The sequence below is a fragment of the Pseudocalidococcus azoricus BACA0444 genome (assembly GCF_031729055.1).
GTDB lineage: Bacteria > Cyanobacteriota > Cyanobacteriia > Thermosynechococcales > Thermosynechococcaceae > Pseudocalidococcus > Pseudocalidococcus azoricus.
Window position 1 is genome coordinate 21,115 of the sequence record NZ_JAVMIP010000007.1, and the last position, 24,233, is coordinate 45,347.

Here is a 24,233-nt window from a genome sequence, read left to right on the forward strand (position 1 = left end):
AGTTAGCGGCAACCGTTACCATTGTAGAGCGAACTTTTTTAGTCAGAACTTGGATTTGAGGCTCGTCTAAGGTTTGATTCCCCTCATGTCAGCACCCCTTGATATTTTGATTCTCTCCAACGGGCCGGGGGAGTTGGCAACGTGGGTCTATCCGGTCGTCCAGGCCTTGCGGCAAAAATTAGGAACTAATCCAGAAAATCTTAGAATTTCCCTAGTTCTGTCTCCCTGTCCCCATGCCAGTGGTCAAGAGGCGATTGCGGGGGCCAAGATTCCCGGAATTGATCGAGTCCAAGGGGCCGCCCATTTTTGGCAATTCTTAATTTGGGGCAAAACTGAAGATCATTGGGACTGGCGACCGCGGGGCCTGGTGTTGTTTTTGGGGGGTGATCAGTTTTTTGCGCTCTGGTTGGCGAAACGGTTGGGCTATAAAAGTTTGATCTATGCAGAATGGGAAGCCCGCTGGTTAGCTCAGATTGATCACTTTGCCCTCCGCCGCGAGATGCCAATTCCTGCTGCTTATCAACATAAGGCCAAGGTTGTGGGTGATTTAATGACTGAAAGCCAGGCCCTGTTAACTCCCGCTACTCAGGCACAGATTGAGGAATCCTTAAACCTCAGCCCGACCACACCCTTAATTGGATTATTACCGGGTTCTAAGCCGATTAAGTTGCATCTGGGTGTACCTTTCATGGTGACAATTGCCGCCCATCTCCAAAAGCTGCAACCCCAGGCCCGGTTTGTGATTCCTGTGGCCCCAACCCTAAACCTGAAAACCCTGGCCAACTACGCCAACCCCACAACTAACCCGGATTTTTGTCTGATTGATGGCGTTACGGCCCACCTGCAAGAACCAGAGCAAGGCCTTCCTTATCTGGAAACTACCACCGGAGCCAAAATCTATCTCTGGCAGAAGCTTCCTAACTATGATCTCCTCAGTCGCTGTCAACTTTGCTTAACTACAGTGGGGGCCAACACGGCGGAATTGGGGGCCTTGGCGGTGCCGATGATGGTTTTATTACCCCAAGAACAACTCCAACTCAAGCAGGGGATCGTTGCCGATGGCCTGGGTGGATTGATGATTGGCCTGCCTGGACTTCAGCGATGGGGGTCAGTCTTGATGTTTTGGTTCATGGTTTTACAGGGATTAACCTGGACTCAGGCCTGGCAGGTATTAACTCAAAAGCCTTTGGATTGGGCATTGATTAAGCAGGGATTAGGCTTGCGGGCCTGGCCAAATATTTGGGCGAACCAGGAAATTGTGCCAGAATTAGTGGGCCCCCTGGATCCCCTCGGACTGGCTGAACAAATTGCCGACCTCTTAAGCCAACCCCAGACTCTTATGGAAATGCGTCAACAACTCCAACGGATTCGGGGTGAGGCCGGAGCCGCGGCTAAGATTGCTAATCTGGCGGCCCAACTGCTGGACTCTGCACCAATCCTGTCTGCCCCATTGCCACCCCTGTCATCGTCCTAATGGAACCTGTTAGCCCACAGCCGGAGCTTGAACCCCTCAGTCGCACCCAGATTTTAATTGCGATGGGTTTGACGGCAATTCTCTGGCTAATTCTATCTAAAGCTCTTTTACAAACTCCTTTTGCGGGTGGTCTGCTCCCCCTCATTTGGCAACCCCAGGCCCTCATGGTTGGGACGTTAATTGCGACGGGAATTATCTTGGCTAGCAGTTTGCTCTATCAATTTTGGCCCACCTATCAAGCGGCGGCAGATTTCTACTTGGAGCTGGTGATTCGTCCCCTCGTCTGGGCTGATGTCTTTTGGTTAGGGCTACTTCCAGGCCTGAGTGAAGAACTGCTCTTTCGCGGTGTGTTGCTTCCAACCCTGGGCCTGGATTGGTATGGGATTATTGGCTCGGCAATTTGCTTTGGCATCCTTCATATGGGGGGTAAACAGCAATGGCCCTACGCGATTTGGGCCACGATTGTTGGGGGGATTTTGGGGTATAGTGCCGTGGCCAGTGGGAATCTTCTCGTTCCGGTCCTGGCTCATACTCTCACCAACTGGGCTGCCGGAGTGATGTGGAAATTAAAACATCAACCCTAAAAACTAGCGAAAGAACATTAGAGCCATTATCCCCGGCCTGGTATGATAAAACAGTTTGGATTGGGCAAAATTAGGGGCCACTATGACAACCGAAACCGCCATGACAAACGCTGTGGAACTGGAACGAATCCGCCGTCAATTTGATTTTGGCCCCTATCCCCGAATTCCCCTCGACAAATTTCCCCAAGATGACACCAATAGCCTGTTTATTCACAATGTTGTAACGGCCTATTACTTAGCCTATCAAACGGTTGTTAAACCTGAAAATTTGGTGATCTTAGACGCAGGCTGTGGCAGTGGTTATAAATCCCTGTTGTTAGCGATTGCGAATCCGGGGGCCAAAATTGTCGGGATTGATCTCTCGGAAGCCTCAGTCAAAATGGCCCAGAAACGATTGGCTTATCATCAGTTTGAGAATGTTGAATTCCATACGATGACGATTGAGGAAGTCCCAGGCCTGGGGGTGGAGTTTGACTATATTAATTGTGATGAAGTTTTGTACTTAGTGCCCAATCCCGTTCAAGCCCTCCAGGCCATGGGTTCTGTCCTCAAGCCCCAAGGTATTATCCGCGCCAATCTCCATAGCTATCTCCAACGTGCTGCTTATTTCCGGGCCCAGGCTGTTTTTCGGATCATGGGCATCATGGACAACAACCCAGAGGAGATGGAGATGAAATTGGTGCAGGAAATTATGGCTGAGTTAAAGGATGGTGTGGATCTCAAAGCGCGGGCCTGGAATCCCAAATATCAACAAGAAGATGCCGCCGAAGCTCTCTTAGCGAATCATTTACTGGTCGGTGATCAGGCATTTAATGTTCGGGATATGTTTAATTTCCTAGATCAGGCCGGCCTGGACTTCATTGCAATGGTGAACTGGCGGCAATGGTCACTGGAAAACCTCTTTAAAGATCCGGAAAACTTGCCCTCCTTTTTGGCCCTGAGCTTACCGGATGTGCCCCAAGCAACCCAACTGGAACTCTACGAACTGATTCATCCAGTCCATCGCCTTTTAGATTTTTGGTGTCACAGGCCCCAGACCCAACCAGAGTTGCCCCCGTCTCTCCCGGAAGACTGGCCTGCTGAAGTTATCCTCAAGGCTCAGGTGTATTTGCATCCCCAACTCCGGACCGAAACCATCCAGGCCAAGTGGGAACAATACATCCAAGAGCGAGTGGTTGTAGATTTGGGGACATTCCTCAGCCAGACTTCGACAACCCCGGTTTATGTGGATAGCTTGGTGCTGAGTTGCCTATTGCCCCTCTTTGCCGGCCCCCAATCGGTGGAATTTTTAGTGAAACGTTGGTTACAAATTTGCCCCTGCGACTTAACCACCTGTGAACCCCTGACTCCCAGCCAAGCCCTCACCTATGTCCGCCAATTCTTGCATCGTTTGGAACCAGCCCAGTTTGTCCTATGTCCCTTACCCATTGGAGTGAAGTCTGCCTAAAGCAACCGTTTTGAACATGGTCAAGCCAAAGGGTATCGTGAAAAGAAAGATTCTGTAATACAACCACCGATGGCTGAGAAGTTTGGCCTAAAATACAGCAGTGTGATTGGAGCAGCGGCATGGAACTAGCCACCCGGATTTATCAAGTGACCCCCTCCATTACCCTGGCCATTGACTCCAAAGCCAAAGCCATGGGAGCCGCGGGGATTGATATTTGTAGCTTCAGTGCCGGTGAGCCAGATTTTAATACCCCTGAACATATCAAAAGTGCCGCCCAACAGGCCTTGGAAGAGGGCAAAACCCGCTATGGCCCAGCCGCCGGAGAACCTAAACTCCGAGAACTGATTGCTGAAAAACTGAACCGGGATAATCGCCTCCCCTTTCAACCGGAAAACATCATTGTCACCAATGGCGGCAAGCAATCCCTGTTTAACTTGATGATGGCCCTAATTAACCCTGGGGATGAGGTGATTATTCCGGCTCCCTACTGGTTAAGCTATCCCGAAATGGTTTACTTGGCTGGCGGTGTTCCGGTGATTGTCCCGACTACGGCCGCCACGGGCTATCGGATTACCCCAGCGCAACTCAAGGCAGCCATCACCCCCCGGACGAAACTCTTTGTCCTCAACTCGCCCAGCAACCCCACAGGGATGATTTACCCCCCAGACGAAATTCGGGCCTTGGCTGAGGTAGTTATCGCGGCGGATATTTGGGTTGTCTCCGATGAAATTTACGAAAAAATTCGCTACGACGGCCTGGAGCATTTAAGTATTGGAGCCGTCAGTGAGGCCGCCTTTCAACACACCATTGTCAGCAGCGGGTTTGCCAAGGCCTATGCCATGACCGGGTGGCGAGTGGGCTATTTGGCTGGGCCGCTAGAGTTAATTAAAGCCACCACCACTGTTCAAGGCCACAGCACCTCCAATGTTTGTACCTTTGCGCAGTATGGGGCGATGGCGGCTCTCTCTGGCTCCCAAGATTGTGTGGCGGTGATGCTAGAGGCCTTTGCCAAACGGCGGGAAGTTATGGTGAGTTTGTTGTCAGGGATTTCCGGCCTGGGAATTGTCAAACCGACTGGCGCGTTTTATGCCTATGTCAATATCAGTCAGACCGGCCTAGGGTCTTTGGAGTTTGCTGAACGGTTATTGGATGAAAAACAAGTGGCCCTAATTCCCGGTAAAGCCTTTGGGACGGATGATCATATTCGCTTGTCCTACGCCACCGATGTCACCACCATTGAACGGGGCCTGGAACGGCTGGCGGATTTTGTCAGGGGTTTAGTCTAGATTGGCTTCTCGATGGACGCGAGTTGTGCTGGCCTGGGCCGTGGGCATCAAAATAATTTGATTGAGATTGACATGGGCCGGGCGGGTGGCGCAAAAAAGAATCACCTCGGCTACATCCATCCCAGTGAGTGGCTCCAGGCCCTGATAGACTTTTTCGGCCCGCTCGGTGTCTCCATGAAAACGGACTTGGCTAAATTCTGTTTCCACCAGGCCAGGATCAATACAACTGACGCGAATCGGTGTCCCCAATAAATCCTGTTTGAGACCTTCTGTAATCGCTTGCACGGCTGCCTTTGTCCCACAATAAACATGCCCCCCTGGATAGACTTGCAACCCGGCAATCGAGCCAATATTGATAATCTGCCCCTGGCCGCGAGCTAACATTCCTGGCAAAAGAGTATGAGTGACATAGAGTAAGCCCTTGATGTTGGTATCAATCATCTCTTCCCAATCGGACAGCGAGGCCTGATCAAATCGCTCCAGGCCCCGACTTAAGCCCGCATTATTAATCAAAATATCAATGGTTTGCCAGTCTTGCGGTAGAGATTTTAGGGTTGGAATAATTTCATCTTGTTTCTGGACATCAGCCGCCAAACATAGACATTCAGTTTGATATTGGATTTTCAATGATGCAGCAAGCTCTTCTAATCGAGATAACCGCCGCGCCAGTAAAATTAACCGACAACCCGCCTCTGCAAATACAACCGCACTGGCCTGGCCAATTCCACTACTGGCTCCGGTGATTAAGACTGTTTGACCTGCTAATAAAACCATGATTAAAAATTAGAGAATTAATGTGTTTCTGTGGAATGAACTAATATGGCGTTACTCATTTAGGGTGAGACCGGGATAAGTCAGAAAATGCTTTACGGTCAGTCTTTTTAAGATTTATACTCTCTCATAACAGTCTGCATAACGCTATAGTATAAAACTAGTTGAGAATCGCACCCTGGTTGAATGTATTATATCGGACTAATGCTTTGGGCTAATCTGACTGACTACTGATAGAAATATGGGAAAAGTTCTGTTTCGGAAACATAGCGACAGGCCTGCCGAAAAATTGCGCGACAGGTTCCAGTATCTAACTCCCGATGATTAGGTATGGTTAGGGTCTCCTTATGGGTTTGGTTCATGCGGCGTAACTTGATGTGGCTGCCCCGTTGACTATAAACCTCAAAGCCAAATCGTTCTAAAATGTGCACAACCTCAGTCCCGGAGAGTCGTTTGAGCCTAGGCGTATCTGGGTTGCAGTTCAAAGGTAACTAAAATAGCCGGATGGGAAACTAAGCCAAAATCGCCTGGATCTTCTCCCTCTAAATGCAGCGCCAGTGCTTCTTGTAAATTTTTCACCACCTCATCCAATGTTTCACCTTGAGTGACAACCGAAACTTCCAAACATTCAGCCACATAGCCACCTTGCTCCCCTGGACGAATAAAAGACTTGACCGTTTGTTGAAGTTGCATAATTATTCTTCTGGTTCAAATCAAAAGTTGTAGTGCTGACTTATTACTTCCAATTATCTCTTTTGCGAATCGTCTTGTGGGAGCAATCATGAGTTGTAGGAAGTAGGGGTAGATTTTAGCTAGATATTGATAAACAACATTCGTAGCAAATAAGCCTTACCCCTAAGCATCTATTTCATCTGGCCAGGCCAATTAACCTTTGTAGGCTTTGATCCCTTTATCCACCAGGGCCTGAACCTTATCCACATCCTGCCAATCGAGAATTTCGGTGACTTTCTTTTGGAGATTCTTATAAGTCCGGAAAAATTCAGCGACTTCAGCTAAGCGGTGGGGAGCAATATCTTTGAGGGATTTGACTTCACCGTAGCGAGGATCATCGGCCGGCACACAAAGAATTTTCTCATCCCGGTCGCCGCCATCAATCATCTCTAAATAACCAATTGGCCGAGCGGCAATCACACAACCGGGAAAGGTAGGCTCATCCATAATCACCAGGCCATCGAGGGGATCTCCATCATCGCCAAGGGTATTGGGAATAAAGCCGTAGTCAAAGGGATATTGCACCGAGGAATAGAGCACCCGATCTAAGATAAAGGCGTTCATCTCCTTGTCAAATTCATATTTATTGCGACTGCCCCCAACAATTTCAATCAGGACATTGACCAGGCCGGGTTTGGGTTGAGCCGGAATCCGCGATAAGTCTAAGCTCATGGGTATTGGATTTATAAGGATTTACCTAATCCAGCATAAACCGACCATGGCCAGGCCCCAAACTGTCCCTTAAAATCAGGGTGAAAGTAATAAAAGCCCAATGAATGAACCACTATTCCAAATCCCGTGGAGTAGCATTGAGGCGAGTAAATTTCCGGAACGCCAATAAACATAGCCCAAAATAGTCCCCAAAACCGCCAGAGGTAGTAAATCTGCGGCATTCAAATGGGCAATGGCAAACAGGCCGCCACTGGTTAGCATGGCTGTGACTGGTCGCATACTCGGCAGCAGCGAGGGCAATAAAAAACCACGAAAGAGGGTTTCCTCAAAAATTGGGGCCATGACCGCGACCATAAACCATAAAATCGCAAAACTACGGTAATCATGACTGGCTAGGATCACTTCCAATAGGGGATTCCCACCGCCTTGATTGTGAAGGAGTTGTTGGCTGAATACAGACGTTAACAGCACTAGGGGCAGCGCAACAAAATAAGCCCCGAAACTCCAGGCCCACCACCGGTTTTTTCCCGAAAACGAAAGCCACTGGAAAATGGGTTGGGGGTATTGCTGCCAGGTGTAAATCAGGATGCCAAACCCAGCTACCATCATCAAACTATAGGTAATCAGGGCATAAATGGCTTGGCCAAAGGGAGTTGCCACCAGGCCCCGGCCACCGATTAACTCTAAAACTAGGGGCACAATCAGAAAGCTGATCCCGAAAAAGGCAACAAACCAGCCCACCATCACGGCTAATGTGGTTTCTGATGACCAGGGAATATCTAGATTGAGATGCGGTAAAACTTGCTCCCGATGCCGATATTGGTTAATCCCCCAGACAACTAATAAAATGATCCCCAACACACTCCCAGCTAAGGGCAGCACCGCCACTAAAGCCAAACGAATGACTGCGGCCTGGGCCAACTCTTGTCCGGTTTGCTGGAGGGTGTTCAGTTGGGCAGTGTTATTTTCAACTTGATAGAGTCTTTGGCGGGCCTGGGTTTGAAACCAGCCTGTGAGATGGGTTGTGATCAGGGCCTCGGCCTGGGGCGTGATAATCGGCGGGGTTTGCCAGAGTTGCTGAAGGGTTTGGGCCAGTTGCCGATCTGAGTCTGGGCCAGTTGCCGCCACCAGTTCCCAGGTTTGAGGAGCCAGAGTTGATGTCTTAGCTCCAACGGCCTCCAGGATCCCCAAATTCAGTTGAGCTTGGCTGATCTGCTGGGACTGTTGGGCTGTGGGGGTGGGAAGTTCACGCAGGGATTGAATGGTTTTTTCATAGGCCTGGCGAGCATCGGCCTGGGGATCACGACCTAAGAGAGCTTGGGCCTGGGGATACTCTTGAAATCCCGACCATTCACTGGCCTGGAGAACAAGATTAGTTTGATAGAGGCTAATCTGTCCTTGGACTTGGGGTTCAGTCAGACTACTGAGTAATTCTGCGGAGACTAAAAAGACAACAATGGCCGTTAATGCCACCAACAAAATTCGTTTCAAAGACATAAACCCTTCAACCGCAGATGTTGCTCTCCTAGCTTAACTGGCCGGTGTTGGGGGAACTGTCATCGAAACGTGAGAGAGATGAATCGCTGTCAAATCAACTTTTTCAACATAAGGGTAATAGCCCAACCAACGACTGGCTAAATGGGCGAATTGTTCAGGATTACCACTGACTGCAAACTTAGCGGTTCCCCTCTCTCGCCGATACTGACGCAAACCCAATAGTTCTAGCTCTTGAATCGCGGCTTGAGCCACGGCCTGGGCGGGATCAATTTGCCTAACTTGGGGGGGCAGGAGAGGGGTAATCACATCGGCAATATGGGGATAATGGGTACAGCCATAGATGAGAGTATCCAGGCCAAACTCAATTAGCGGTTCTAAATAGGCCTGGGCCACTTGCCGGAGATAGGGATCCTGACAGCGATTTTGCTCAATCAGGGGAACAAACTCCGGGCAGGCCACTTGACAAACCTGAATCGTGGGCTTTTGCTCTTGGAGGGCCTGGGGATAACTTTGACTGTTCACGGTCGCCGAGGTGGCCATAATCCCAATGCGTTTCCCTTTTTTAACGGCCACTTGGGCAGCGGGCAAAATTAAACCAATAATCGGAAAATCAAATTCACGGCGCACTTGCTCAAGGGCTAAGGCTGAACTGGTATTACAGGCCATCACCCCTAGCTTCACCCCTGACTGCTGCATCCAGGCCAGGATTTGGCGGACAAAGGTAATAATTTCTGCCGCCGACCGTTCCCCGTAAGGCAAGTGAGCCGTATCGCCAAAGTATAAAAACGATTCATGGGGTAACTGGGCCTGTAAGGCTTTCAACACCGTCAGTCCACCCAGGCCACTGTCAAACACACCAATCCAACCGGCCGAAATGTTCCGATAGGACGACCTACGCCAATTATTCACTCCGAAACCTCGTACTCCTCACACAAGAAACGCCACTAAATCCAATCCCGACAATAGATAAAAGGCTATGGCTAGAGCGGATTCAATATTGGCATAGGGACAGTTTAGCAACCTCATCGTATTTAATTAAGAGTCCAAGTAACAAACAATACATCTCTTTTTTCATGTCCATTAACGTAAATGGTTTAAGCTTTCGACTTCCCGCGTAAATAAGTCCGTAATCAGGCTCATTACCGTGCGTTTACGAATTTTGATATTGGCACTCACCGCCATCCCTGACTGCAAGGGAATCTGTTTATCGTTAATTTTCAAATATTGCTGATCCAACTTGATCCGGGCCGGAAAGCTATAAAAATTTCGCTCTGGGGTCGGGGGGAGGGCATCGGCCGCAATCCCAATCAACTCCCCCTTAATATCGCCAAACTCACTGAAGGGAAAGGAATCGATCCGCACATCTGCCCGCATCCCTGAATTCACAAAGCCAATATCTCGATTGGTAATATACACCTCGGCCACCAGAGCATCTTTCGGGACAACCTTGAGCATGGGCTTATCCGGTGTCACCACAAAGCCAGGGGAATGGGCCTGAAGATCAAAGACTGTCCCCGCTACTGGAGCGCGCACCGTTTGATAATTTAAGCCGGTTTGGAGTTGCTTGACCTTCGCCAGAATTTCCGCCAGCTTTTTATTATTTTCTACAATCGTCCGACTAAACTGAGTATCAATTTCGGCAATCCGTTTATCGTTTTCGGCAATGGCTCCATACAAGTCGCGGGAGACCGTTACGGTGGTATTTTTCAGTTTTTCTTTGGCTTCGGCAATGGCCACTTGGAGCCGATTCACATCCTGCTGAAACCGATCCACTTCCGCCAGGCCCCGCTGCACTTCTTGAACTTGGCGTAAATATTGAACCCGCGCAATCGCCCCCTCCTTCGCAACAGGTTCTAAATCGTCCAAGATAGTTTGATTCACCTTAAGAATATCCCGTTGACTTTTTAGCTGCCCCTGGGCCTGATCGAGTTGTTTTTGGAGTTGGTCAATTTGCAAACGCACCGTGGCGATTCGGGAACGGGCTTCTTCCTGATTGGATTGCCAGCGAGATTGTTGCTCCGGTGTTAAGTTAACTCCTTGAGTATTCCCGGCTAATTGGGAGCGAAAGAGTTGGTTTTCTGCTAGCAGGGCCTGACGATTTTGGGCGAGAAGACGCATCGTGGCGGGAATGGTGGCTGGGGCCTGGGATTTACTTCCGGTAAGCTGTTGTTGATAAAACTGATTTTCCTGTTGCAGGGCCTGGCGCAAACTTAACTGGGAGGCTAACTCTGATTCTGATGTAGCGGGATCTAACTGAAACAGAGGTTCTCCGGCTGTGACTTGCTGGCCATTGCGGACATAAATATTGCTCAAAATGCCACTACTAGGGGAGGCAATATCTTTGACCACACCCTCAGGTTCCAGTTGCCCCATCGCTGGCACAGCCTCCTCAATTTGGAAAAAACTCGCCCAAAGCAATAAACTCCCACTCACCCCAACAATGCCCCAAACAATCGCCCGTGACCAAGTGGGGGCCTGCTGCAAAATTACCGGTCGGTCAAAGGTGGGAGATAAGGACGGATTAGACTTCGGTGATGGAGGTAACGAGGGCAAATCAGTCATAGGTTTATACCGCAGCAGCTTCCTGTTGTTGATAGAGGCAATAGTATTGACCCCGTAAATCCATTAATTCGGGATGGGTGCCTTGCTCGACCACACTGCCTTGATCCATCATCACAATTCGATCCGCCCCGACCAAACTCCGCAGCCGATGGGTCACGAAAAAGACCGTCCGATCCCCAAAGGTTTGACGCAGATTGGTAAAGACCGTATGTTCTGCCAAGTAATCTAAGGCACTGGTGGCTTCATCTAAAATTAACAACCTGGGGTCTTGGAGAATTACTCTGGCAATGGCAATCCGTTGACGTTGTCCCCCCGACAGGGCTGCTCCCCGTTCACCGACCCGACTGTTATAGCCCAAAGGTAAATCCATAATAAAGTCGTGGGCATAGGCGAGCTTGGCCGCGGTGACAATTTCTTCAGGAGTAGCATCGGGGCGAGCCAGGGCAATATTGTCTTGTACCGTGCCATCAAAGAGCAAACTATCCTGTAGCACCATCCCCACCTGTTGACGGAGGGAATAGAGATCCACCTTACTGACATCGTATTGATCAATGGTGATTTGCCCGCTATCAGCCTCGTAGAGACGCATTAATAATTTCATCAGGGTGCTTTTGCCGGAGCCGCTTTGACCAACAATCCCGACAAAGGTTCCTGGCTCAACGTTCAGATGAATATGCTTGAGTTGGAGATTGCCTTTGCCTGCAAAGCTGAAACAAACATCCTGAAAGCGAATGGCTCCTTGGATGGCTGGCAGCGGAATATTGCCCCGGTCTTCTGCCTTGACTTCTTGGGGAGAATCTAAAATGTCGCTGAGGCGTTCTAAGGAGAGGGCCGTTTCCTGGAAGTTTTGCCACAGTTGAATCAAGCGCAGGAGGGGACTGGTGGCATAGCCAGCCAAAATCCGAAAGGCAATCAATTCTCCTAAGGTTAATTTTTGTTCGAGAACAAGATAGGCCCCGACCCAGAGCAGGAGTAAGTTAGACAACTGACTGAGAAACCGACTCATGGAACCCGCTGTTGTCGAGGTAATCACCGCATTAAAGCCAGCGGAAACAAACCGGGAATAACGGTCTTGCCACTGCCACCGGGATTTGAGTTCAATGTTTTGGGATTTAACGGTTTGGATGCCCGTGATTACTTCCGTAAAGTAGGCCTGGGTTTCGGCATTACGCTCGGCTTTGACGCGGACTTGATTGCGAATCACGGGGGAGAAAATAAAGGTCAACAGGCCAAAAATTGGCACGGTCGCGAGGGCAATCAGGGTCAGTAACCAGCTATAGAGGATCATCACCACGATATAGATCACGGAAAAGACGGCATCTAAGACCACGGTTAGGGCTGTCCCCGTCAGAAATTGGCGAATGTTTTCCAATTCATTGACGCGGGTGGCCAGTTCCCCCACAGGGCGACGATCAAAATATTTCAAGGGGAGGCGGAGGAGATGGTCAATAACTTGGGTGCCGAGGGTGAGGTCAATACGGTTGGTGGTATCAACAAATAAATAGGTGCGGAAACTACTCAGGAGGGCTTCAAAAATGGCCACCACGACTAAGAGAATTCCTAGGACATGGAGGGAATCGGGACTATTTTTAACCAGAACTTTGTCAATAATGACTTGAGTGACGAGGGGATTAGCCAGGCCAAAGAGTTGGACAAAGAACGAGGCAATAAAAACTTCAATTAAAACTCGCCGATGTTTTTGAATCGCCGGCAGAAACCAGCGCCAATCAAACTTTTTCTGGGGTGTATCTCCGGTTTTTTCCAGTTGAATTAAGGAAATCGTCTCCCCATCCCAAGGAGCCAAGAAGATCGGTAACGTTTGCCGGAGTAAGCCCTGCTCAGGGGCCGCCACCACTACCCCTTGGGCGGAAATTTCATAAATCAAGAGGAGTTGATTATCCCAACAGGCCAGAAAGGGAGTCGGGACGCGTTGAATGACATTTTTCGGAACCTCCAACAGTTGCGCCCGCAGGCCCATGAGTTCGCTAATCACCCCAGCCGTTGTTAAGGAGATTTTGTTGTCCTGTTGGCCCAGTTGATTTTGGAGTACCCGGCGAATAATATCTTTACGAAAGGGCAAATTAAAGTAGGTGGCCAACATCTCAAAACAGGCCTGGGATGCGTCTAGGGGGTCTTTTCCGGCAACAAACGGATAATTAGTGGGTGTTTGCCTGTCTGTTAATTCCGGTTCGGGTGGTTCGAGGGGGGCTTCCGGGATCATCTCCCAGGCCACTGTTGTTGCGGTCCTTGGGATAGTCGTCTGGGTAACTGAGATTTGGTTTTTTGGGGCTAAGGCTGGGGTCTGAAGCGGGCTGGGCTGGGGTAAGGCGGCAATGGGGAAGCCAAGCAGACGAACTGGGGTGCTATTGTTTTGGGGCGGGCTGGTTAGCTCTGGGGAAATCTTTTGGCCAATGTCCAGGCCTGGCCAGCTTCCACTACTGAGCAACCAGCGATAATCCGGCTCCAGTTGCAGGGGCATCGGAGGTTGGGAGGTCGTAGCCGGAATAATTTTGAGTTGGGCCTGGGGATAAATTTCCGTCAGCAGATGGCGCAGTTGGTAAGGTTCCAAGGCCTGGGGCCCCAAAGCATAGCCCAATAGTTCATAAACCTCGGCTAAACTTGCCCGCTTCCGATAGTACTGATCTAAATGGGGTTCCTGGGCTAACCAGGCCAAAAATTCTCCCCCTGTCAAGACCAAGGCAATCGTATCCGTGGAGGCAATCGCCCCCTCACAGCCATGTTGTCGCACCAGGCCACTCCAGCCCACCGCCTCTCCCGGTTGGAGCATTTTCAGTGTTGGCGGTACATCTTGGTTTTGGTCTCGCCCCAGCAGCCGGACTTGTCCCTGAAAAATCAGGTAGAACTGGCTGGGAAGCTTATTCGGGGCCAACATTCCCCGGCCCATCGGAAACCGCTGCGGTTGAAACTGCTGGGACAAGGCCAACTGAGTTGCGGCTGAGAGTTCCCCAAAGGGCGGGGTGTGGGCTAAAAATTCTTGGACAGCACTTTTGAGATCAAAGGTATTCATGGCGTGACTGGGGCCGAGATATTTACCGTGAGGGCCTGGGTCTGAGCTTGGAGCCAGCGTTGCCAACATTGTTGCAGTAGCCGTTGCCGCATCCCCTCGTCCAGTTGGGCCGGCATCACTTTCTCGGGGCGGACAATCACAATCCAGTCTCCTAGACGTGTGGGTGGCAAGACTTTACCTAGGGGCGAGGTGGCTAACATTTGGACTAATTGGGGATGTAAGGTTCTCGCTTCTACCGGCCCCACTAAGCCCCCAGATTCCTGTTCTGCTCCCTGGGAATACTGACGGGCCACATCCGCAAAGTTGGTTTCCCCTTCCTTAATCCGAAAATAAAGTTCCTGAGCTAGTTCTGGGTTATTGGTTCTTAAGAGTGAGTAAACAAAGCGATCATACTGTTGCTTGGTTCGCATAAATTCTTGATCAATTCCCTGTCCCCAAGTTGCTTGTTTATATTTTTCAATTTTCCCCAGTTGGTAGGCCCGCTGCTGAAACTGCTCTGGGGAGATGCGATAGAGTTGGCAATACTGCTCTTCTGCTGCTGGGGTCGTAATTTGTTGACTTTGGCGAAAGTGATTAAGGGATTGCTGGGCTTCTTCGGGGGTGAGGGTAATGTCCTGGAGGGCCTGGTCAATGGTGAATTCTTCCAGAAATTGGGGGAGCAATTGATACTGAGTTAGATAATGGATCAGTTCATCACCAGAAATCGAGGTTACGCCGATCTGGATAGTTTGACTCATTTGGAACAGCACAGTTAATCAGGGGTCTAAATGTACCACTATCCTAAGATGTATCTTTAATTACCACAAGATAATTAATCATCTCTTAACCTGCTAGCGGCTCTAGGTCAGGGAGGGGATATTCCACAGCGATCACCAGAGTTCACCAGGCCTGGATCTTGAATTTGTACATCACAGTAATATTCTCATTCCCTGGATAACACTAAAGAGAGGCTAGTTTGCAGATAGCAAGTTAGTTATTTATACCTAATTGAGATATCTGCCATCAGTAAAGACCTTGACGATTACTGACTTCAGGCTGCACTTACTTAACTGAATTTTGCTTAACTGAATTTTGTCAACAAAATGATGTAACGCAATGTGAATTTTAATTCTGCCGTATCTTTGATTAAATTGGGTAATCCCAGAGTAGGTAATGAATTTAGCCATTGCTGATCGTAATGCATGGGGTTGAGAAATCTTAATTCATGCTTAAATATCGTTCAAAATCTGGCTAAGTCAGCAATGTTATTTCTAGTATTGATCGTATCTGCACCCGCTGCGAGGATTCAGCATTGGATTTATTAAGTCAACAAATAGCGGCCCTGAGCAGCAAAATTGATTCGTTGTATGTCATTGTTGAGCAACTGAATCAAAAGCTATCCCTGGCCATCAATGAAGGTAAAATCAAGCCCAGTATCGTCATTGCAGAAATCATGCCAGACTGTGATGAAACGGCTGATTGGGTTGGGGGAACTGCCCAGGCCTTTGCCTCTCCTGTCCATACCAGTCTTGAGCATAAAGATATTTTGAGTGACGATGAGCCTCACAACTTCCGCAGCTACAGTGGTGAACGTTACATGACCAACGAGGTACAAATTCAACGCCTGACCGCCCAACTCACCGCGGCTTATAACCAAATTGCGGCCTTAGAAGAACGTCTCCTGGCCCACCACAGCCGTTAGGATTGCTTGACTCCAGAGAATGGCGGCGGGGAAGCGGCTTTGATAGGAATTTCTTAAGCCTAAGCTGCAATTTTTTTAATCACCGGATCTACAAAAACCCGAAGCGAGGCCTGGTATATTGTTGGCAGCAGTGCGTGTGTTTACACCATCATCACAACAATTTGGGTAGGGGTTATGGGCTTATTGTTAGCAGGTAATCAGTTTGTCCGAGATCTAGACCAGGCCGGGGCCTTGGCCATGTATGTTCCCCCAGAAGGTGGGTTTGAAGGACGTTACCAACGCCGATTGCGGACTGCTGGCTACCCCACTCTGCATTTGTCAGCCCCAGGCCTGGGAGATTTATCTGCCTATCTCACCCAAGTTCACGGCATCCGTCCGGCCCACACAGGGAAAGAAAATATTCGGGTCTATTTCCGTCCTCCCCTGGTCACCTATCATCTGGAAAACTTACCTCCCCAGGCCAAGGGACTCGCGCTCTGGTTAATTGACGGCAAAAAGCTATCTCGCCAAGAACTAGCCTACTTGTCACTGTTAACTCAGCAGGAACCCCGCTTAAAAATCGTTGTTGAAGTTGGTGGGGCCCGGGACGTTCAATGGCAACCCTTGAGTACTATTGCCCAAGCGGCTTAAACATTTTTGCAACTGATGATTGAGGCTGGTACTTCTGGCCTGGGCAGATCTAGAACCGATAGCTCAGGAAATTTCTAGGGGCTTTTGATGGCGCACTGGGCTACCTGACGATCATTCAAGGTTTTGCTGCTGATGCTGATGCGAGTTTTGGCATCTACAAGTCCGCCTGTTCCGCCAAAGCTGCCATCCCGCTTCCCTAAAATACTTCCCATTCGAGGGTCAGGTCATGGGTCTGGGGATAAACACAGAGGATCTCCATGCCGGCGCTGTCAGGAACATTTTGCCCAAAGGCTTCTAAGCTTTTCACAAACTGATAATAAATGCACCCCCCCGCGGCCGTTTGTCCCCAAAGTTCATAAACACTATTGGTCGCAGCAATTCCGATAGAGAGATCCGTTAAGAATTTGCTGGGGGTACAGGCTCGAGTCGCTTCCAGCCAGCAGTCCATCGTTTCACAAGTTGTTTGGTTAGTGGGGCGGCTGAGGGTCTGAAAAAACGTGGTCGGGGCCTGGGCCAAAACTCTAGGCACGGCTGAATTTACCAGAAGCATCATGACCAGAGTATTGAGTAGACGCTGTACCACCATCGTTCCCAGGCCCAAGACAGGCAGAAAACACTCTTGATTGACTTAATTAGCGAGCGACTTTTCCAGTACCAGTTTGGAGCGTTTCACCGGATCTGGAATGGTAATTGGATAGTCCCCCGTAAAACAGGCTGAACAAAATTGACTCCCCTGCTGAGCTTTAGTGGCCGCAATCATCCCAGCCCAAGTTAAGTAACTTAAGGAATCTACCCCGATTTGAGCCGCAATTTCCGCAATGGTTTTAGTCGCAGCAATGAGTTGATCCTGGTTATCGGTATCAATGCCATAGAAACAGGGGTGAGTGACGGGGGGCGAAGAAATCCGCATATGAACTTCCTTTGCTCCGGCTTCCCGTAAGGCGCGGACAATTTTGCGGCTCGTCGTTCCTCGGACAATCGAATCATCCACAATCACAATGCGTTTGCCTTCCAAAACATCCTTTAAGGGGTTAAGTTTCATCCGGATGCCGGCCTCCCGCATGGCCTGGGTGGGCTGGATAAACGTGCGGCCAACATAGCGATTTTTAATTAAGCCTTCAGCATAGGGAACCCCTGTGGCCTGGGAATATCCAATGGCGGCGGGGACACCGGAATCAGGAACAGCAATCACCAAATCCGCCGGAACCGCAGATTCTTGTCCCAGTTGTTGCCCTAGACGTTGACGATAACTGTAGAGGGTATGACCTTCCATCAAGCTATCCGGGCGAGCAAAATAAATCATCTCGAAAATGCAAAGTTTATCCTCTGGTGGACTCCAGATGTGGGACTTAAGGCCTTGGTCGTCAATCCAAACCAGTTCCCCCGGCTGGACATCTCGGACATATTCAGCCCCGATAATATCCAAGGCACAGGTTTCGGAAGCCAGCACATAGTAGGACTCGCTAGAGTTTTCTCCGGCCAAAATTCCAAGCACTAAGGGCCGCACGCCATGACTATCCCGGATCCCCATCAGGCCGCTGGGTGTCCCGATAACTAAACTAAACGCCCCCTGAAACTGACGCATGGCATTGACACTGGCATCAATCCAGCCCAGGCCAGCATTCACTTGATTGGCAATGGCCCAGGCCATGATTTCCGAGTCGGTGGTGCTAATCAGGCTGGCCTGGCTAGGCATTTGGGCCACAACGGTTTGACGCAGGGCCTGGGTATTCACCAGATTGCCGTTATGGGCGAGGGCCAGGGGGCCGAGGGCGGTGGGAACTAGAACGGGTTGAGCATTGACAATCCGGCTGGAGCCAGTGGTGGAGTAGCGGGTATGGCCAACGGCTAATGTGCCGCCCATATGTTGGAGGGTCGATTCATCAAAAACTTGCGAGACCAGGCCCATGTCCTTATGGAGGTGGACATCCGCGCCGGTAAAGGTGGCAATTCCAGCCGATTCTTGGCCCCGGTGTTGGAGGGCATACAGACCAAAATAGGTAAGTTTAGCCACTTCCAGGCCGGGGCCATAAATCCCAAAAACCCCACAGGCTTCTTCTGGTTTGTCGGGGAATTCCAGTAGGTCTAGGCTGCAATCATCAGAGTCAACAACAGGGTTCATCTTACTGGGGTCAGAGGCAAGACTGGATTCAGACATTGGGGAAGTTACCTAACCGCTATGCACGGGCTGAAGGGACGAGAAAGACCAAGGATCACTGATTATAAAAACTGATGATGCAGAACCGAGGAAAAAACGAGCTTAAGAGAAGATTAACGAAACTACAGATAAATAAATTAAGGAATTTTGGACTTGTCCGGTCTCCCTCCGAGTTTAGATGCCTTTGTCGTAAAGTATTGGCTTGAGGCAGAACCAATAAAAGATTGAGACTCAACATCGTATCCTTAGACTCTGGCCTGGGGGAGCTTAGGAAAAAATTCCATGGGCAGAGACCTTAAGGCCGCGCTCAATTGCTTTTGTTTATCCTCAGAAAGCGAGTCATTCATGGTGACAATGCCCTGATGCCCCGCTGCCCTGGCCCGTTGCTCCCCCAGTTGAAATAGCTTCTTGATCCGTTGACTTGCATCCCTAGTTGTAGTGTTAGACACGATCTTGCTCCGCTCTAGTGAGTTGACCATCAGGCAGGATTCCGATCACCGTTAATGTTGGTGGATAAAAGCTAACCGATAACACACCCGTATCTTCCTCTAGGTATTTATATTGCACAATCTCAAGGAACTCGTAAGTATTGAGGATGGCGTATTGCCTTCCAGTCAAATTCACAAGTAACGCATCTCCTGCTGTTTCATTTCCCCCATGCCACTCCAGGCCAAGAATCACAACCTTAAAATTTTCACCAGTGGATTTAGTCCTACGAACTTAAGTAAGTTCCTAGCCCATTGGCCCAGCGATCCCATAACTCCTCAATCCTAACCTTGATTAAGGCCTGGTTATCGGCTGTTAAAATTTGCAGTTCTGCTGCGGTTTCAGTCACGATTCCAATCTCCTGAATCGGGGGATTGCCTTGAGTTTTCAGATACTCTTCCCAGGCTTCCTTTTGACTTGGATCAACCGCCACTAAAATCCGCGAGCCGCCTTCCCCAAAGAGCAATTCATCCCAACGGGAGATCCTGTCAGACAAAGCCCAAGGCAGGGTAATGGTTGCCCCAAAATTGCCACTAATACAGGATTCCGCCAGAGCTACCCCTATGCCCCCTTCACTCAAGTCATGGGCGGTGCGGATCCAGGCCTGGGCGATGCCCTCTCGACAAATTTTTTGCACCTGTTGTTCTAGCTCTAAATCTAAATAGGGTGGTTTACCCGTGACCTGATCATGGATCGTGGCCAAATATTCCGAGCCACCTAGGGAAATGGCCTCTGTTGTAGTCTTGGGTGTAAGAGGTTCTCCGAGTAAATAAATCAGATCCCCGGATTTTGCCCAACCTTGTCCGACTGTTTTCCGCACATCTGTAACGCGACCGACCATACCCACGACCGGAGTTGGATAGATGGCCTGGGGTTTCCCGTCTGCATCCAGCGTTTCGTTATAGAGAGAGACATTTCCCCCAGTCACAGGTGTATTCAAGACGCGACAGGCCTGGGAGAGTCCCCGACAGGCTTCCGATAGTTGCCAATAGCCCAAGGGTTGTTCTGGACTACCAAAGTTCAGGTTATCCGTCACCGCCAAGGGTTCCGCCCCGACACAACTCAGGTTCCGGGCAGCTTCGGCCACTGCGGCAATGGCTCCTTGGTAGGGATCGAGATAGACATAGCGGGGATTGCAATCCACTGTCGCTGCCACGCCCACATAGGGATTAGCGAGTTTCTCCCCAGTCACTGGCCGTAAGCGAATCACGGCGGCATCGGCTCCCCCAGGCCCTGTTACCGTATTGTTTTGCACCTGCTGATCATATTGCCGATAAACCCAGGCCTTGGATGCCACTGTGGGAGATGCGAGAAGTTTTAATAAGACCTCAGACCAAGACAAAAATCCTGACGCTAATTCAATTCCGGTTTCAGAAGCAGTGGGGAGTGATGACACCGACCAGGCCTGGGCCTTTTGAACATACTCTGGCGGCTCACTTAAGGATTCTCGGTGATAGATGGGTGTATTTTCAGCCAGGGCCAGGGCCGGAATTTCCGCCGCAATTTCACCTTGATGCCGAATTCGGACAATCGGTTCTGCAATCACCCTTCCAGCGACGACGGCATGAAGTTCCCAGCGTTGGAAAATATCAATGATTTCCTGTTCCCGCCCGGCCTGGGCCACAAATAACATCCGCTCCTGGGATTCAGACAGTAAATATTCGTAGGGGATCATCCCGGATTCCCGCGCCGGAATTAAATCCAAATCCAGATCAATGCCCACCCCCCCTTTAGCCGCCATTTCCGCAGTTGAACAGGTTAACCCCGCCGCTCCCATATCCTGGGCCGCCACAATTGCCCCCGTCTGAAACGCTTCTAAACAGGCCTCAATTAAAGATTTTTCGAGGAAGGGATCCCCAACTTGCACCGCCGGCCGATCCGCTTGGGATTCTTCACTTAATTCCGCACTGGCAAAACTGGCCCCACCCATACCATCCCGGCCCGTAGTTGACCCCACATAAATCACCGGATTGCCAATCCCTCCCGCCCCGGATTTAACAATTTCCGTGGTTTCCATTAGACCTAAGGCCATGACATTAACTAAGGGATTCCCGGAATAAACAGGATCAAAATAAATCTCACCGCCTACGGTAGGGATTCCTGTGCAATTCCCATAGTGAGAAATGCCGGAAACAACCCCATGCACGAGTCGCTGAGTTTTTGGATCCGCTAAATCCCCAAAGCGTAAGGAGTTTAAGAGGGCAATTGGCCTAGCTCCCATTGTGAAAATGTCCCGTAAAATACCCCCAACTCCGGTCGCTGCCCCCTGAAACGGTTCTACGGCTGAGGGGTGATTGTGGGATTCAATCTTAAAGGCCAAGCGCAAGCCTTCGCCTAAGTCCACCACCCCGGCATTTTCCCCAGGCCCCACGAGTATCCGCTCCCCAGTGGTTGGAAACTGCTTGAGTAAGGGGCGAGAATTTTTATAACAGCAATGCTCTGACCACATTACGCCAAACATCCCCAATTCCGCCGGGTTGGGTTTGCGCCCTAATCGGTTGACAATTTCGACATACTCGGCCTGGGTCAGTCGTTCCGCAGCCAGTTGTTTGGGGTCAATTGCAAATTCTGGAGCAAGGTCAGAGGCAGCAGACATAAAGACTTCTTCGTGGAGGCTAACACTGGCATTATCTCAGAGATTCTTAATGGGGAGATTTATCTGGGCCTGTTTATCGAGATTACTTGGGATTTCTGCAAGTCTTAGTAATCAGCCGCCTTACAATAGAAAATGCCTTAGGGCCTGGAGAGGTGGCAGAGTGGTCGAATGCGGCAGACTCGAAATCTGTTGAAGGGTCACACCTTCCGGGGGTTCGAATCCCCCCCTCTCCGTTTGACAACAATCTGAGACAGTCTGAGATTATCTAAAAGTCTTTACTGTCAAAGGGTTTAAGCCTTATTGGTTGTCTAAGTCAGTCTCAATTTATCTAGGGTAAGCTAGGGGTAACTGGGGGTGCTTTTAAGGGTAATACCCCCAGCGGTGAAAGGTGTTACCCCCAATGCTGACAGAACTGGCTATCCGTAAGGCAAAGCCGACTGAGAAACCCCAAAAGCTCTTTGATGGCGGTGGGCTGTATCTAGAAGTCCCGCCCAAGGGAAATAAACGCTCCTGAGCCTGGGGCTTTACCCTGCGATCACTTTGGCAGATGCCAGACAGCAGCGGGATGAGGCTAAGAAGCTATTAGCCAATGGCATAGACCCATCTGTAGAGCGAAAAGCAACCCAGGCCGCCAAGTTTGCCAGTGAGTCGGGACGGTTTGAGGTGGTGGCCAGGGAATGGTTCGGTAAGTTTCACGCTCAATGGGCAGCCAGTCACGCCAAAGTCAATATGCAACGCCTGGAGCGGGATGTATTTCCTTGGTTGGGTGATAGACCGATTGCCGACATAACAGCCCCAGAGGTTTTAGAGACTCTAAACCGGATTGTTAGCCGTGGATCAATCGAGACTGCCCATCGAGTCAGAAGTTTAATTTCTCAGGTCATGCGCTATGGCATTGTGACAAATCGAGTTACCCATGATGTGACAGTGGGACTGGTGGGAGTCTTGCCCCCATCCCCAGAAAAGCATTTAGCGGCAATTACTAACCCGAAACGATTAGGGCAAGTCCTACGAATGTTTGATGCTTACCCCGGTGGCCTGGTGGTGCGCTGCGCTCTCCAGTTAACTCCACTGCTCTTGATCATTAGAAGCCTTGGTAAAGAATCCCCCCTCGTTGAGCCTAGGATGAAACCAAAACTTTGCAGGGATAGATAATTCTGGGCTATTCTCACGAATCATTACTGTTTACTATTATGATCATTTCTAGAGTTGAGACTAACGCTTAGTGGCTTCCAACAAGGCCTCTCGTAACACTTCATCACTGACCCCATGACGTTTCAAGCTGGCAATTAGGGCCGCAACGGTATCTCCCTCTAAACGTTCCAAATCAGCCCGCAGTCCTTGGCCAATATAGGTGCGGATCAAAGGTTGATAACCCGAAAACCCCAGCAAGGGGGCAATTCGCTTTAAGTCTTCAATCACATCCTCAGGCATCCGAATTGTAATTGCTGTCATTGGACGATTCTTATCGAGTCGCTGTTTAAGAGCCGTAATTTTCATAATCTTGACGCTCCTGACGTGTGGCCTTGCGAGCCGAGATGATCCGGATCATGTCATTTTCTTGCTCAATATAAACAACGTAGAGGAGGCTCCAAGGAGCGTCTAAACCAGATACCCGTTACGCTCTTTGTAATATAGTATTGTTCATAGAAAAGATAGACCTAGTGGATATTAACGTACCAGACTTTATCCATAGAATTTTGATCGGCCTGGTTTAATGCGCTCCACCGATAACATCTGTAAGTACCTCGCTGAAAAATATCCCCAGGCCTTTGCTGAATGGCTACTTGGGGAAAACCTTGGCACAGTCACGCTCCTAAAAACAGAATTAGACTTAGAACCGATCCGGGCTGACTCAGTTACCTTTGTTCAAGTCCAAAATTGCATTCTCCATCTGGAATTTCAGGTTGTCCCTCAAACTCAGCCCCCCCTGCCCTTTCGGATGTTGGACTACTGGGTGAGACTGTATCGCCGCTATCAATCTGCCATTGTCCAAGTGTTGATTCTGCTCAAGCCAACAACTGCCAATGTTCCTGACCAATTTATCACCGCAACTACAACCCATCAGTACCGCGTGCTCAAATTCTGGGAAGAAGATGCCCAGCAATTTTTAGAAAATCCAGCTTTACTACCTTTTGCTGTCCTGGCTAAAGGGGAAAACAGCCAAACCTTGATTCAAGCAGTGGCCCAACGCATTACCGCCCTTGAACCCCCAAGTTTGCGCCAAGAAGTGAGTACGGCAACCCAACTGCTGGCTGGACTAAAGTATGAGAAGGAGTTAATTCAAGCCATTTTTCGGGAGGGCGTGATGCGAGAGTCAGTCATTTATCAGGAAATTCTGGCAGAGGGACGGGCAGAAGGACGACAAGAGGGAGAATCTCAGCTAATTTTGCGCCAACTCAGACGACGGTTTGGAACCTTACCTTCAGACCTAGAGAAAAAAGTGACTAGTCTTTCTTTACTAAAGATTGAAGCTCTCGCTGAGGCAATTTTTGATTTTGCTCAAGTTGAAGATGTCCAGGCCTGGTTGGATCAACATTAATCCCAGTACAATAATATTCAGAAATAAATGCATAAAGTTAAAAACCATCAATTTATTTAAAGACTATAGAGTTATTGAGAGCTAGAC

The 24,233-nt window shown here is 49.6% G+C and carries 25 protein-coding genes, 1 tRNA gene and 1 pseudogene; 10 read left to right on the plus strand and 17 right to left on the minus strand.

The window, feature by feature from the left end; genetic code table 11:
• Nucleotides 1-85: 85 nt before the first annotated feature.
• The 4 genes from RIF25_RS08625 to RIF25_RS08640 all read left to right on the plus strand — a co-directional run bounded on the left by RIF25_RS08625 (nt 86) and on the right by RIF25_RS08640 (nt 4,791).
• The gene (locus RIF25_RS08625; RefSeq protein ID WP_322878142.1) at nt 86-1,474 is read left to right on the plus strand and encodes a glycosyltransferase family protein; all 1,389 of its coding nucleotides are present in this window, start codon (nt 86-88) and stop codon (nt 1,472-1,474) included.
• Complete coding sequence (locus RIF25_RS08630) at nt 1,474-2,058, plus strand: CPBP family intramembrane glutamic endopeptidase (RefSeq protein ID WP_322878143.1); 585 nt, start codon at nt 1,474-1,476, stop codon at nt 2,056-2,058. The genes RIF25_RS08625 and RIF25_RS08630 overlap by 1 nt, the downstream gene beginning before the upstream one ends.
• Nucleotides 2,059-2,140: 82 nt before the next feature.
• Nucleotides 2,141-3,505: a class I SAM-dependent methyltransferase gene (locus tag RIF25_RS08635; protein ID WP_322878144.1), complete on the plus strand. Its 1,365-nt coding sequence runs from the start codon at nt 2,141-2,143 to the stop codon at nt 3,503-3,505.
• 119 nt (nt 3,506-3,624) lie between these two features.
• Nucleotides 3,625-4,791 carry a pyridoxal phosphate-dependent aminotransferase gene (locus RIF25_RS08640; RefSeq protein WP_322878145.1) on the plus strand — a complete coding sequence of 389 codons (1,167 nt, stop codon included), beginning with the start codon at nt 3,625-3,627 and terminating at the stop codon, nt 4,789-4,791.
• Here the strand turns inward: RIF25_RS08640 and RIF25_RS08645 are convergent.
• The 9 genes from RIF25_RS08645 to RIF25_RS08685 form a co-directional block, all read right to left on the minus strand.
• Nucleotides 4,783-5,565, minus strand: a complete 783-nt coding sequence (locus RIF25_RS08645; RefSeq protein WP_322878146.1) for an SDR family oxidoreductase — start codon at nt 5,563-5,565, stop codon at nt 4,783-4,785. The genes RIF25_RS08640 and RIF25_RS08645 overlap by 9 nt on opposite strands.
• A 224-nt stretch (nt 5,566-5,789) precedes the next feature.
• Complete coding sequence (locus RIF25_RS08650; protein WP_322878147.1) at nt 5,790-5,993, minus strand: type II toxin-antitoxin system HicA family toxin; 204 nt, start codon at nt 5,991-5,993, stop codon at nt 5,790-5,792.
• Nucleotides 5,994-6,021: 28 nt separating this feature from the next.
• Complete coding sequence (locus RIF25_RS08655; RefSeq protein WP_322878148.1) at nt 6,022-6,255, minus strand: type II toxin-antitoxin system HicB family antitoxin; 234 nt, start codon at nt 6,253-6,255, stop codon at nt 6,022-6,024.
• Nucleotides 6,256-6,447: 192 nt separating this feature from the next.
• On the minus strand, nt 6,448-6,966 hold the full coding sequence (locus RIF25_RS08660) for an inorganic diphosphatase (RefSeq protein WP_322878149.1): 519 nt from the start codon (nt 6,964-6,966) through the stop codon (nt 6,448-6,450).
• 75 nt (nt 6,967-7,041) lie between these two features.
• Nucleotides 7,042-8,463: a CPBP family intramembrane glutamic endopeptidase gene (locus tag RIF25_RS08665; RefSeq protein WP_322878150.1), complete on the minus strand. Its 1,422-nt coding sequence runs from the start codon at nt 8,461-8,463 to the stop codon at nt 7,042-7,044.
• Between the two features lie 33 nt (nt 8,464-8,496).
• Nucleotides 8,497-9,372, minus strand: a complete 876-nt coding sequence (gene murI / locus RIF25_RS08670; protein WP_322878151.1) for a glutamate racemase — start codon at nt 9,370-9,372, stop codon at nt 8,497-8,499.
• Between the two features lie 171 nt (nt 9,373-9,543).
• On the minus strand, nt 9,544-11,025 hold the full coding sequence (locus tag RIF25_RS08675; RefSeq protein WP_322878152.1) for an HlyD family efflux transporter periplasmic adaptor subunit: 1,482 nt from the start codon (nt 11,023-11,025) through the stop codon (nt 9,544-9,546).
• A gap of 4 nt (nt 11,026-11,029) precedes the next feature.
• Nucleotides 11,030-14,053 carry a peptidase domain-containing ABC transporter gene (locus RIF25_RS08680; RefSeq protein WP_407682376.1) on the minus strand — a complete coding sequence of 1,008 codons (3,024 nt, stop codon included), beginning with the start codon at nt 14,051-14,053 and terminating at the stop codon, nt 11,030-11,032.
• On the minus strand, nt 14,050-14,790 hold the full coding sequence (locus tag RIF25_RS08685; RefSeq protein WP_322878154.1) for a peptidylprolyl isomerase: 741 nt from the start codon (nt 14,788-14,790) through the stop codon (nt 14,050-14,052). The genes RIF25_RS08680 and RIF25_RS08685 overlap by 4 nt, the downstream gene beginning before the upstream one ends.
• A gap of 554 nt (nt 14,791-15,344) precedes the next feature.
• Between RIF25_RS08685 and RIF25_RS08690 the strand changes: the two genes are divergently transcribed.
• Both RIF25_RS08690 and RIF25_RS08695 read left to right on the plus strand, forming a co-directional pair.
• On the plus strand, nt 15,345-15,734 hold the full coding sequence (locus tag RIF25_RS08690; RefSeq protein WP_322878155.1) for a hypothetical protein: 390 nt from the start codon (nt 15,345-15,347) through the stop codon (nt 15,732-15,734).
• 174 nt (nt 15,735-15,908) lie between these two features.
• Nucleotides 15,909-16,364, plus strand: a complete 456-nt coding sequence (locus RIF25_RS08695; RefSeq protein ID WP_322878156.1) for an NAD(P)H-quinone oxidoreductase subunit N — start codon at nt 15,909-15,911, stop codon at nt 16,362-16,364.
• A gap of 74 nt (nt 16,365-16,438) precedes the next feature.
• Here the strand turns inward: RIF25_RS08695 and RIF25_RS08700 are convergent, their stop codons facing one another.
• The 6 genes from RIF25_RS08700 to purL all read right to left on the minus strand — a co-directional run bounded on the left by RIF25_RS08700 (nt 16,439) and on the right by purL (nt 21,604).
• Complete coding sequence (locus tag RIF25_RS08700) at nt 16,439-16,576, minus strand: hypothetical protein (RefSeq protein ID WP_322878157.1); 138 nt, start codon at nt 16,574-16,576, stop codon at nt 16,439-16,441.
• Nucleotides 16,561-16,917: a hypothetical protein gene (locus RIF25_RS08705; protein ID WP_322878158.1), complete on the minus strand. Its 357-nt coding sequence runs from the start codon at nt 16,915-16,917 to the stop codon at nt 16,561-16,563. Before RIF25_RS08705 ends, RIF25_RS08700 begins: the two co-directional genes overlap by 16 nt.
• Before the next feature lie 75 nt (nt 16,918-16,992).
• The gene (gene purF / locus RIF25_RS08710) at nt 16,993-18,486 is read right to left on the minus strand and encodes an amidophosphoribosyltransferase (protein WP_407682377.1); all 1,494 of its coding nucleotides are present in this window, start codon (nt 18,484-18,486) and stop codon (nt 16,993-16,995) included.
• 281 nt (nt 18,487-18,767) lie between these two features.
• On the minus strand, nt 18,768-18,971 hold the full coding sequence (locus tag RIF25_RS08715; protein WP_322878160.1) for a hypothetical protein: 204 nt from the start codon (nt 18,969-18,971) through the stop codon (nt 18,768-18,770).
• Nucleotides 18,964-19,203, minus strand: a complete 240-nt coding sequence (locus RIF25_RS08720; protein ID WP_322878161.1) for a hypothetical protein — start codon at nt 19,201-19,203, stop codon at nt 18,964-18,966. Before RIF25_RS08720 ends, RIF25_RS08715 begins: the two co-directional genes overlap by 8 nt.
• 31 nt (nt 19,204-19,234) lie before the next feature.
• Nucleotides 19,235-21,604 carry a phosphoribosylformylglycinamidine synthase subunit PurL gene (gene purL / locus RIF25_RS08725; protein ID WP_322878162.1) on the minus strand — a complete coding sequence of 790 codons (2,370 nt, stop codon included), beginning with the start codon at nt 21,602-21,604 and terminating at the stop codon, nt 19,235-19,237.
• 146 nt (nt 21,605-21,750) lie between these two features.
• Between purL and RIF25_RS08730 the strand changes: the two genes are divergently transcribed.
• The 3 genes from RIF25_RS08730 (at nt 21,751) to RIF25_RS08740 (ending at nt 22,759) form a co-directional block, all read left to right on the plus strand.
• Nucleotides 21,751-21,837 (plus strand) — tRNA-Ser (locus tag RIF25_RS08730).
• Nucleotides 21,838-22,004: 167 nt separating this feature from the next.
• Complete coding sequence (locus tag RIF25_RS08735; protein WP_322878163.1) at nt 22,005-22,118, plus strand: Arm DNA-binding domain-containing protein; 114 nt, start codon at nt 22,005-22,007, stop codon at nt 22,116-22,118.
• Between the two features lie 26 nt (nt 22,119-22,144).
• Entirely contained in the window at nt 22,145-22,759 is a 615-nt protein-coding gene (locus RIF25_RS08740) for a tyrosine-type recombinase/integrase (protein ID WP_322878164.1), read from the plus strand.
• A 60-nt stretch (nt 22,760-22,819) separates the two neighbouring features.
• On the opposite strand, the gene RIF25_RS08745 is transcribed toward RIF25_RS08740, so the two are convergent.
• The gene (locus tag RIF25_RS08745) at nt 22,820-23,104 is read right to left on the minus strand and encodes a hypothetical protein (RefSeq protein WP_322878165.1); all 285 of its coding nucleotides are present in this window, start codon (nt 23,102-23,104) and stop codon (nt 22,820-22,822) included.
• Nucleotides 23,085-23,219, minus strand: a pseudogene (locus RIF25_RS17245) (BrnT family toxin); the annotation flags it as partial. The gene RIF25_RS08745 and the pseudogene RIF25_RS17245, both read right to left, overlap by 20 nt.
• Before the next feature lie 102 nt (nt 23,220-23,321).
• Between RIF25_RS17245 and RIF25_RS08750 the strand changes: the two are divergent.
• Entirely contained in the window at nt 23,322-24,146 is an 825-nt protein-coding gene (locus RIF25_RS08750; protein ID WP_322878166.1) for an Rpn family recombination-promoting nuclease/putative transposase, read from the plus strand.
• Nucleotides 24,147-24,233: the final 87 nt, after the last annotated feature.

Excerpts from the sequence above, each read along its gene's own strand:
- RIF25_RS08625 (WP_322878142.1), top strand. The coding sequence starts at position 86 with ATGTCAGCACCCCTTGATATTTTGATTCTCTCCAACGGGCCGGGGGAG.
- RIF25_RS08630 (WP_322878143.1), top strand. The coding sequence starts at position 1,474 with ATGGAACCTGTTAGCCCACAGCCGGAGCTTGAACCCCTCAGTCGCACC.
- RIF25_RS08635 (WP_322878144.1), top strand. The coding sequence starts at position 2,141 with ATGACAACCGAAACCGCCATGACAAACGCTGTGGAACTGGAACGAATC.
- RIF25_RS08640 (WP_322878145.1), top strand. The coding sequence starts at position 3,625 with ATGGAACTAGCCACCCGGATTTATCAAGTGACCCCCTCCATTACCCTG.
- RIF25_RS08645 (WP_322878146.1), bottom strand. The coding sequence starts at position 5,565 with ATGGTTTTATTAGCAGGTCAAACAGTCTTAATCACCGGAGCCAGTAGT.
- RIF25_RS08655 (WP_322878148.1), bottom strand. The coding sequence starts at position 6,255 with ATGCAACTTCAACAAACGGTCAAGTCTTTTATTCGTCCAGGGGAGCAA.
- RIF25_RS08660 (WP_322878149.1), bottom strand. The coding sequence starts at position 6,966 with ATGAGCTTAGACTTATCGCGGATTCCGGCTCAACCCAAACCCGGCCTG.
- RIF25_RS08665 (WP_322878150.1), bottom strand. The coding sequence starts at position 8,463 with ATGTCTTTGAAACGAATTTTGTTGGTGGCATTAACGGCCATTGTTGTC.
- RIF25_RS08675 (WP_322878152.1), bottom strand. The coding sequence starts at position 11,025 with ATGACTGATTTGCCCTCGTTACCTCCATCACCGAAGTCTAATCCGTCC.
- RIF25_RS08680 (WP_407682376.1), bottom strand. The coding sequence starts at position 14,053 with ATGAATACCTTTGATCTCAAAAGTGCTGTCCAAGAATTTTTAGCCCAC.
- RIF25_RS08685 (WP_322878154.1), bottom strand. The coding sequence starts at position 14,790 with ATGAGTCAAACTATCCAGATCGGCGTAACCTCGATTTCTGGTGATGAA.
- RIF25_RS08695 (WP_322878156.1), top strand. The coding sequence starts at position 15,909 with ATGGGCTTATTGTTAGCAGGTAATCAGTTTGTCCGAGATCTAGACCAG.
- RIF25_RS08700 (WP_322878157.1), bottom strand. The coding sequence starts at position 16,576 with ATGGGAAGTATTTTAGGGAAGCGGGATGGCAGCTTTGGCGGAACAGGC.
- RIF25_RS08705 (WP_322878158.1), bottom strand. The coding sequence starts at position 16,917 with ATGATGCTTCTGGTAAATTCAGCCGTGCCTAGAGTTTTGGCCCAGGCC.
- purF (WP_407682377.1), bottom strand. The coding sequence starts at position 18,486 with ATGAACCCTGTTGTTGACTCTGATGATTGCAGCCTAGACCTACTGGAA.
- purL (WP_322878162.1), bottom strand. The coding sequence starts at position 21,604 with ATGTCTGCTGCCTCTGACCTTGCTCCAGAATTTGCAATTGACCCCAAA.
- RIF25_RS08735 (WP_322878163.1), top strand. The coding sequence starts at position 22,005 with ATGCTGACAGAACTGGCTATCCGTAAGGCAAAGCCGACTGAGAAACCC.
- RIF25_RS08745 (WP_322878165.1), bottom strand. The coding sequence starts at position 23,104 with ATGAAAATTACGGCTCTTAAACAGCGACTCGATAAGAATCGTCCAATG.
- RIF25_RS08750 (WP_322878166.1), top strand. The coding sequence starts at position 23,322 with ATGCGCTCCACCGATAACATCTGTAAGTACCTCGCTGAAAAATATCCC.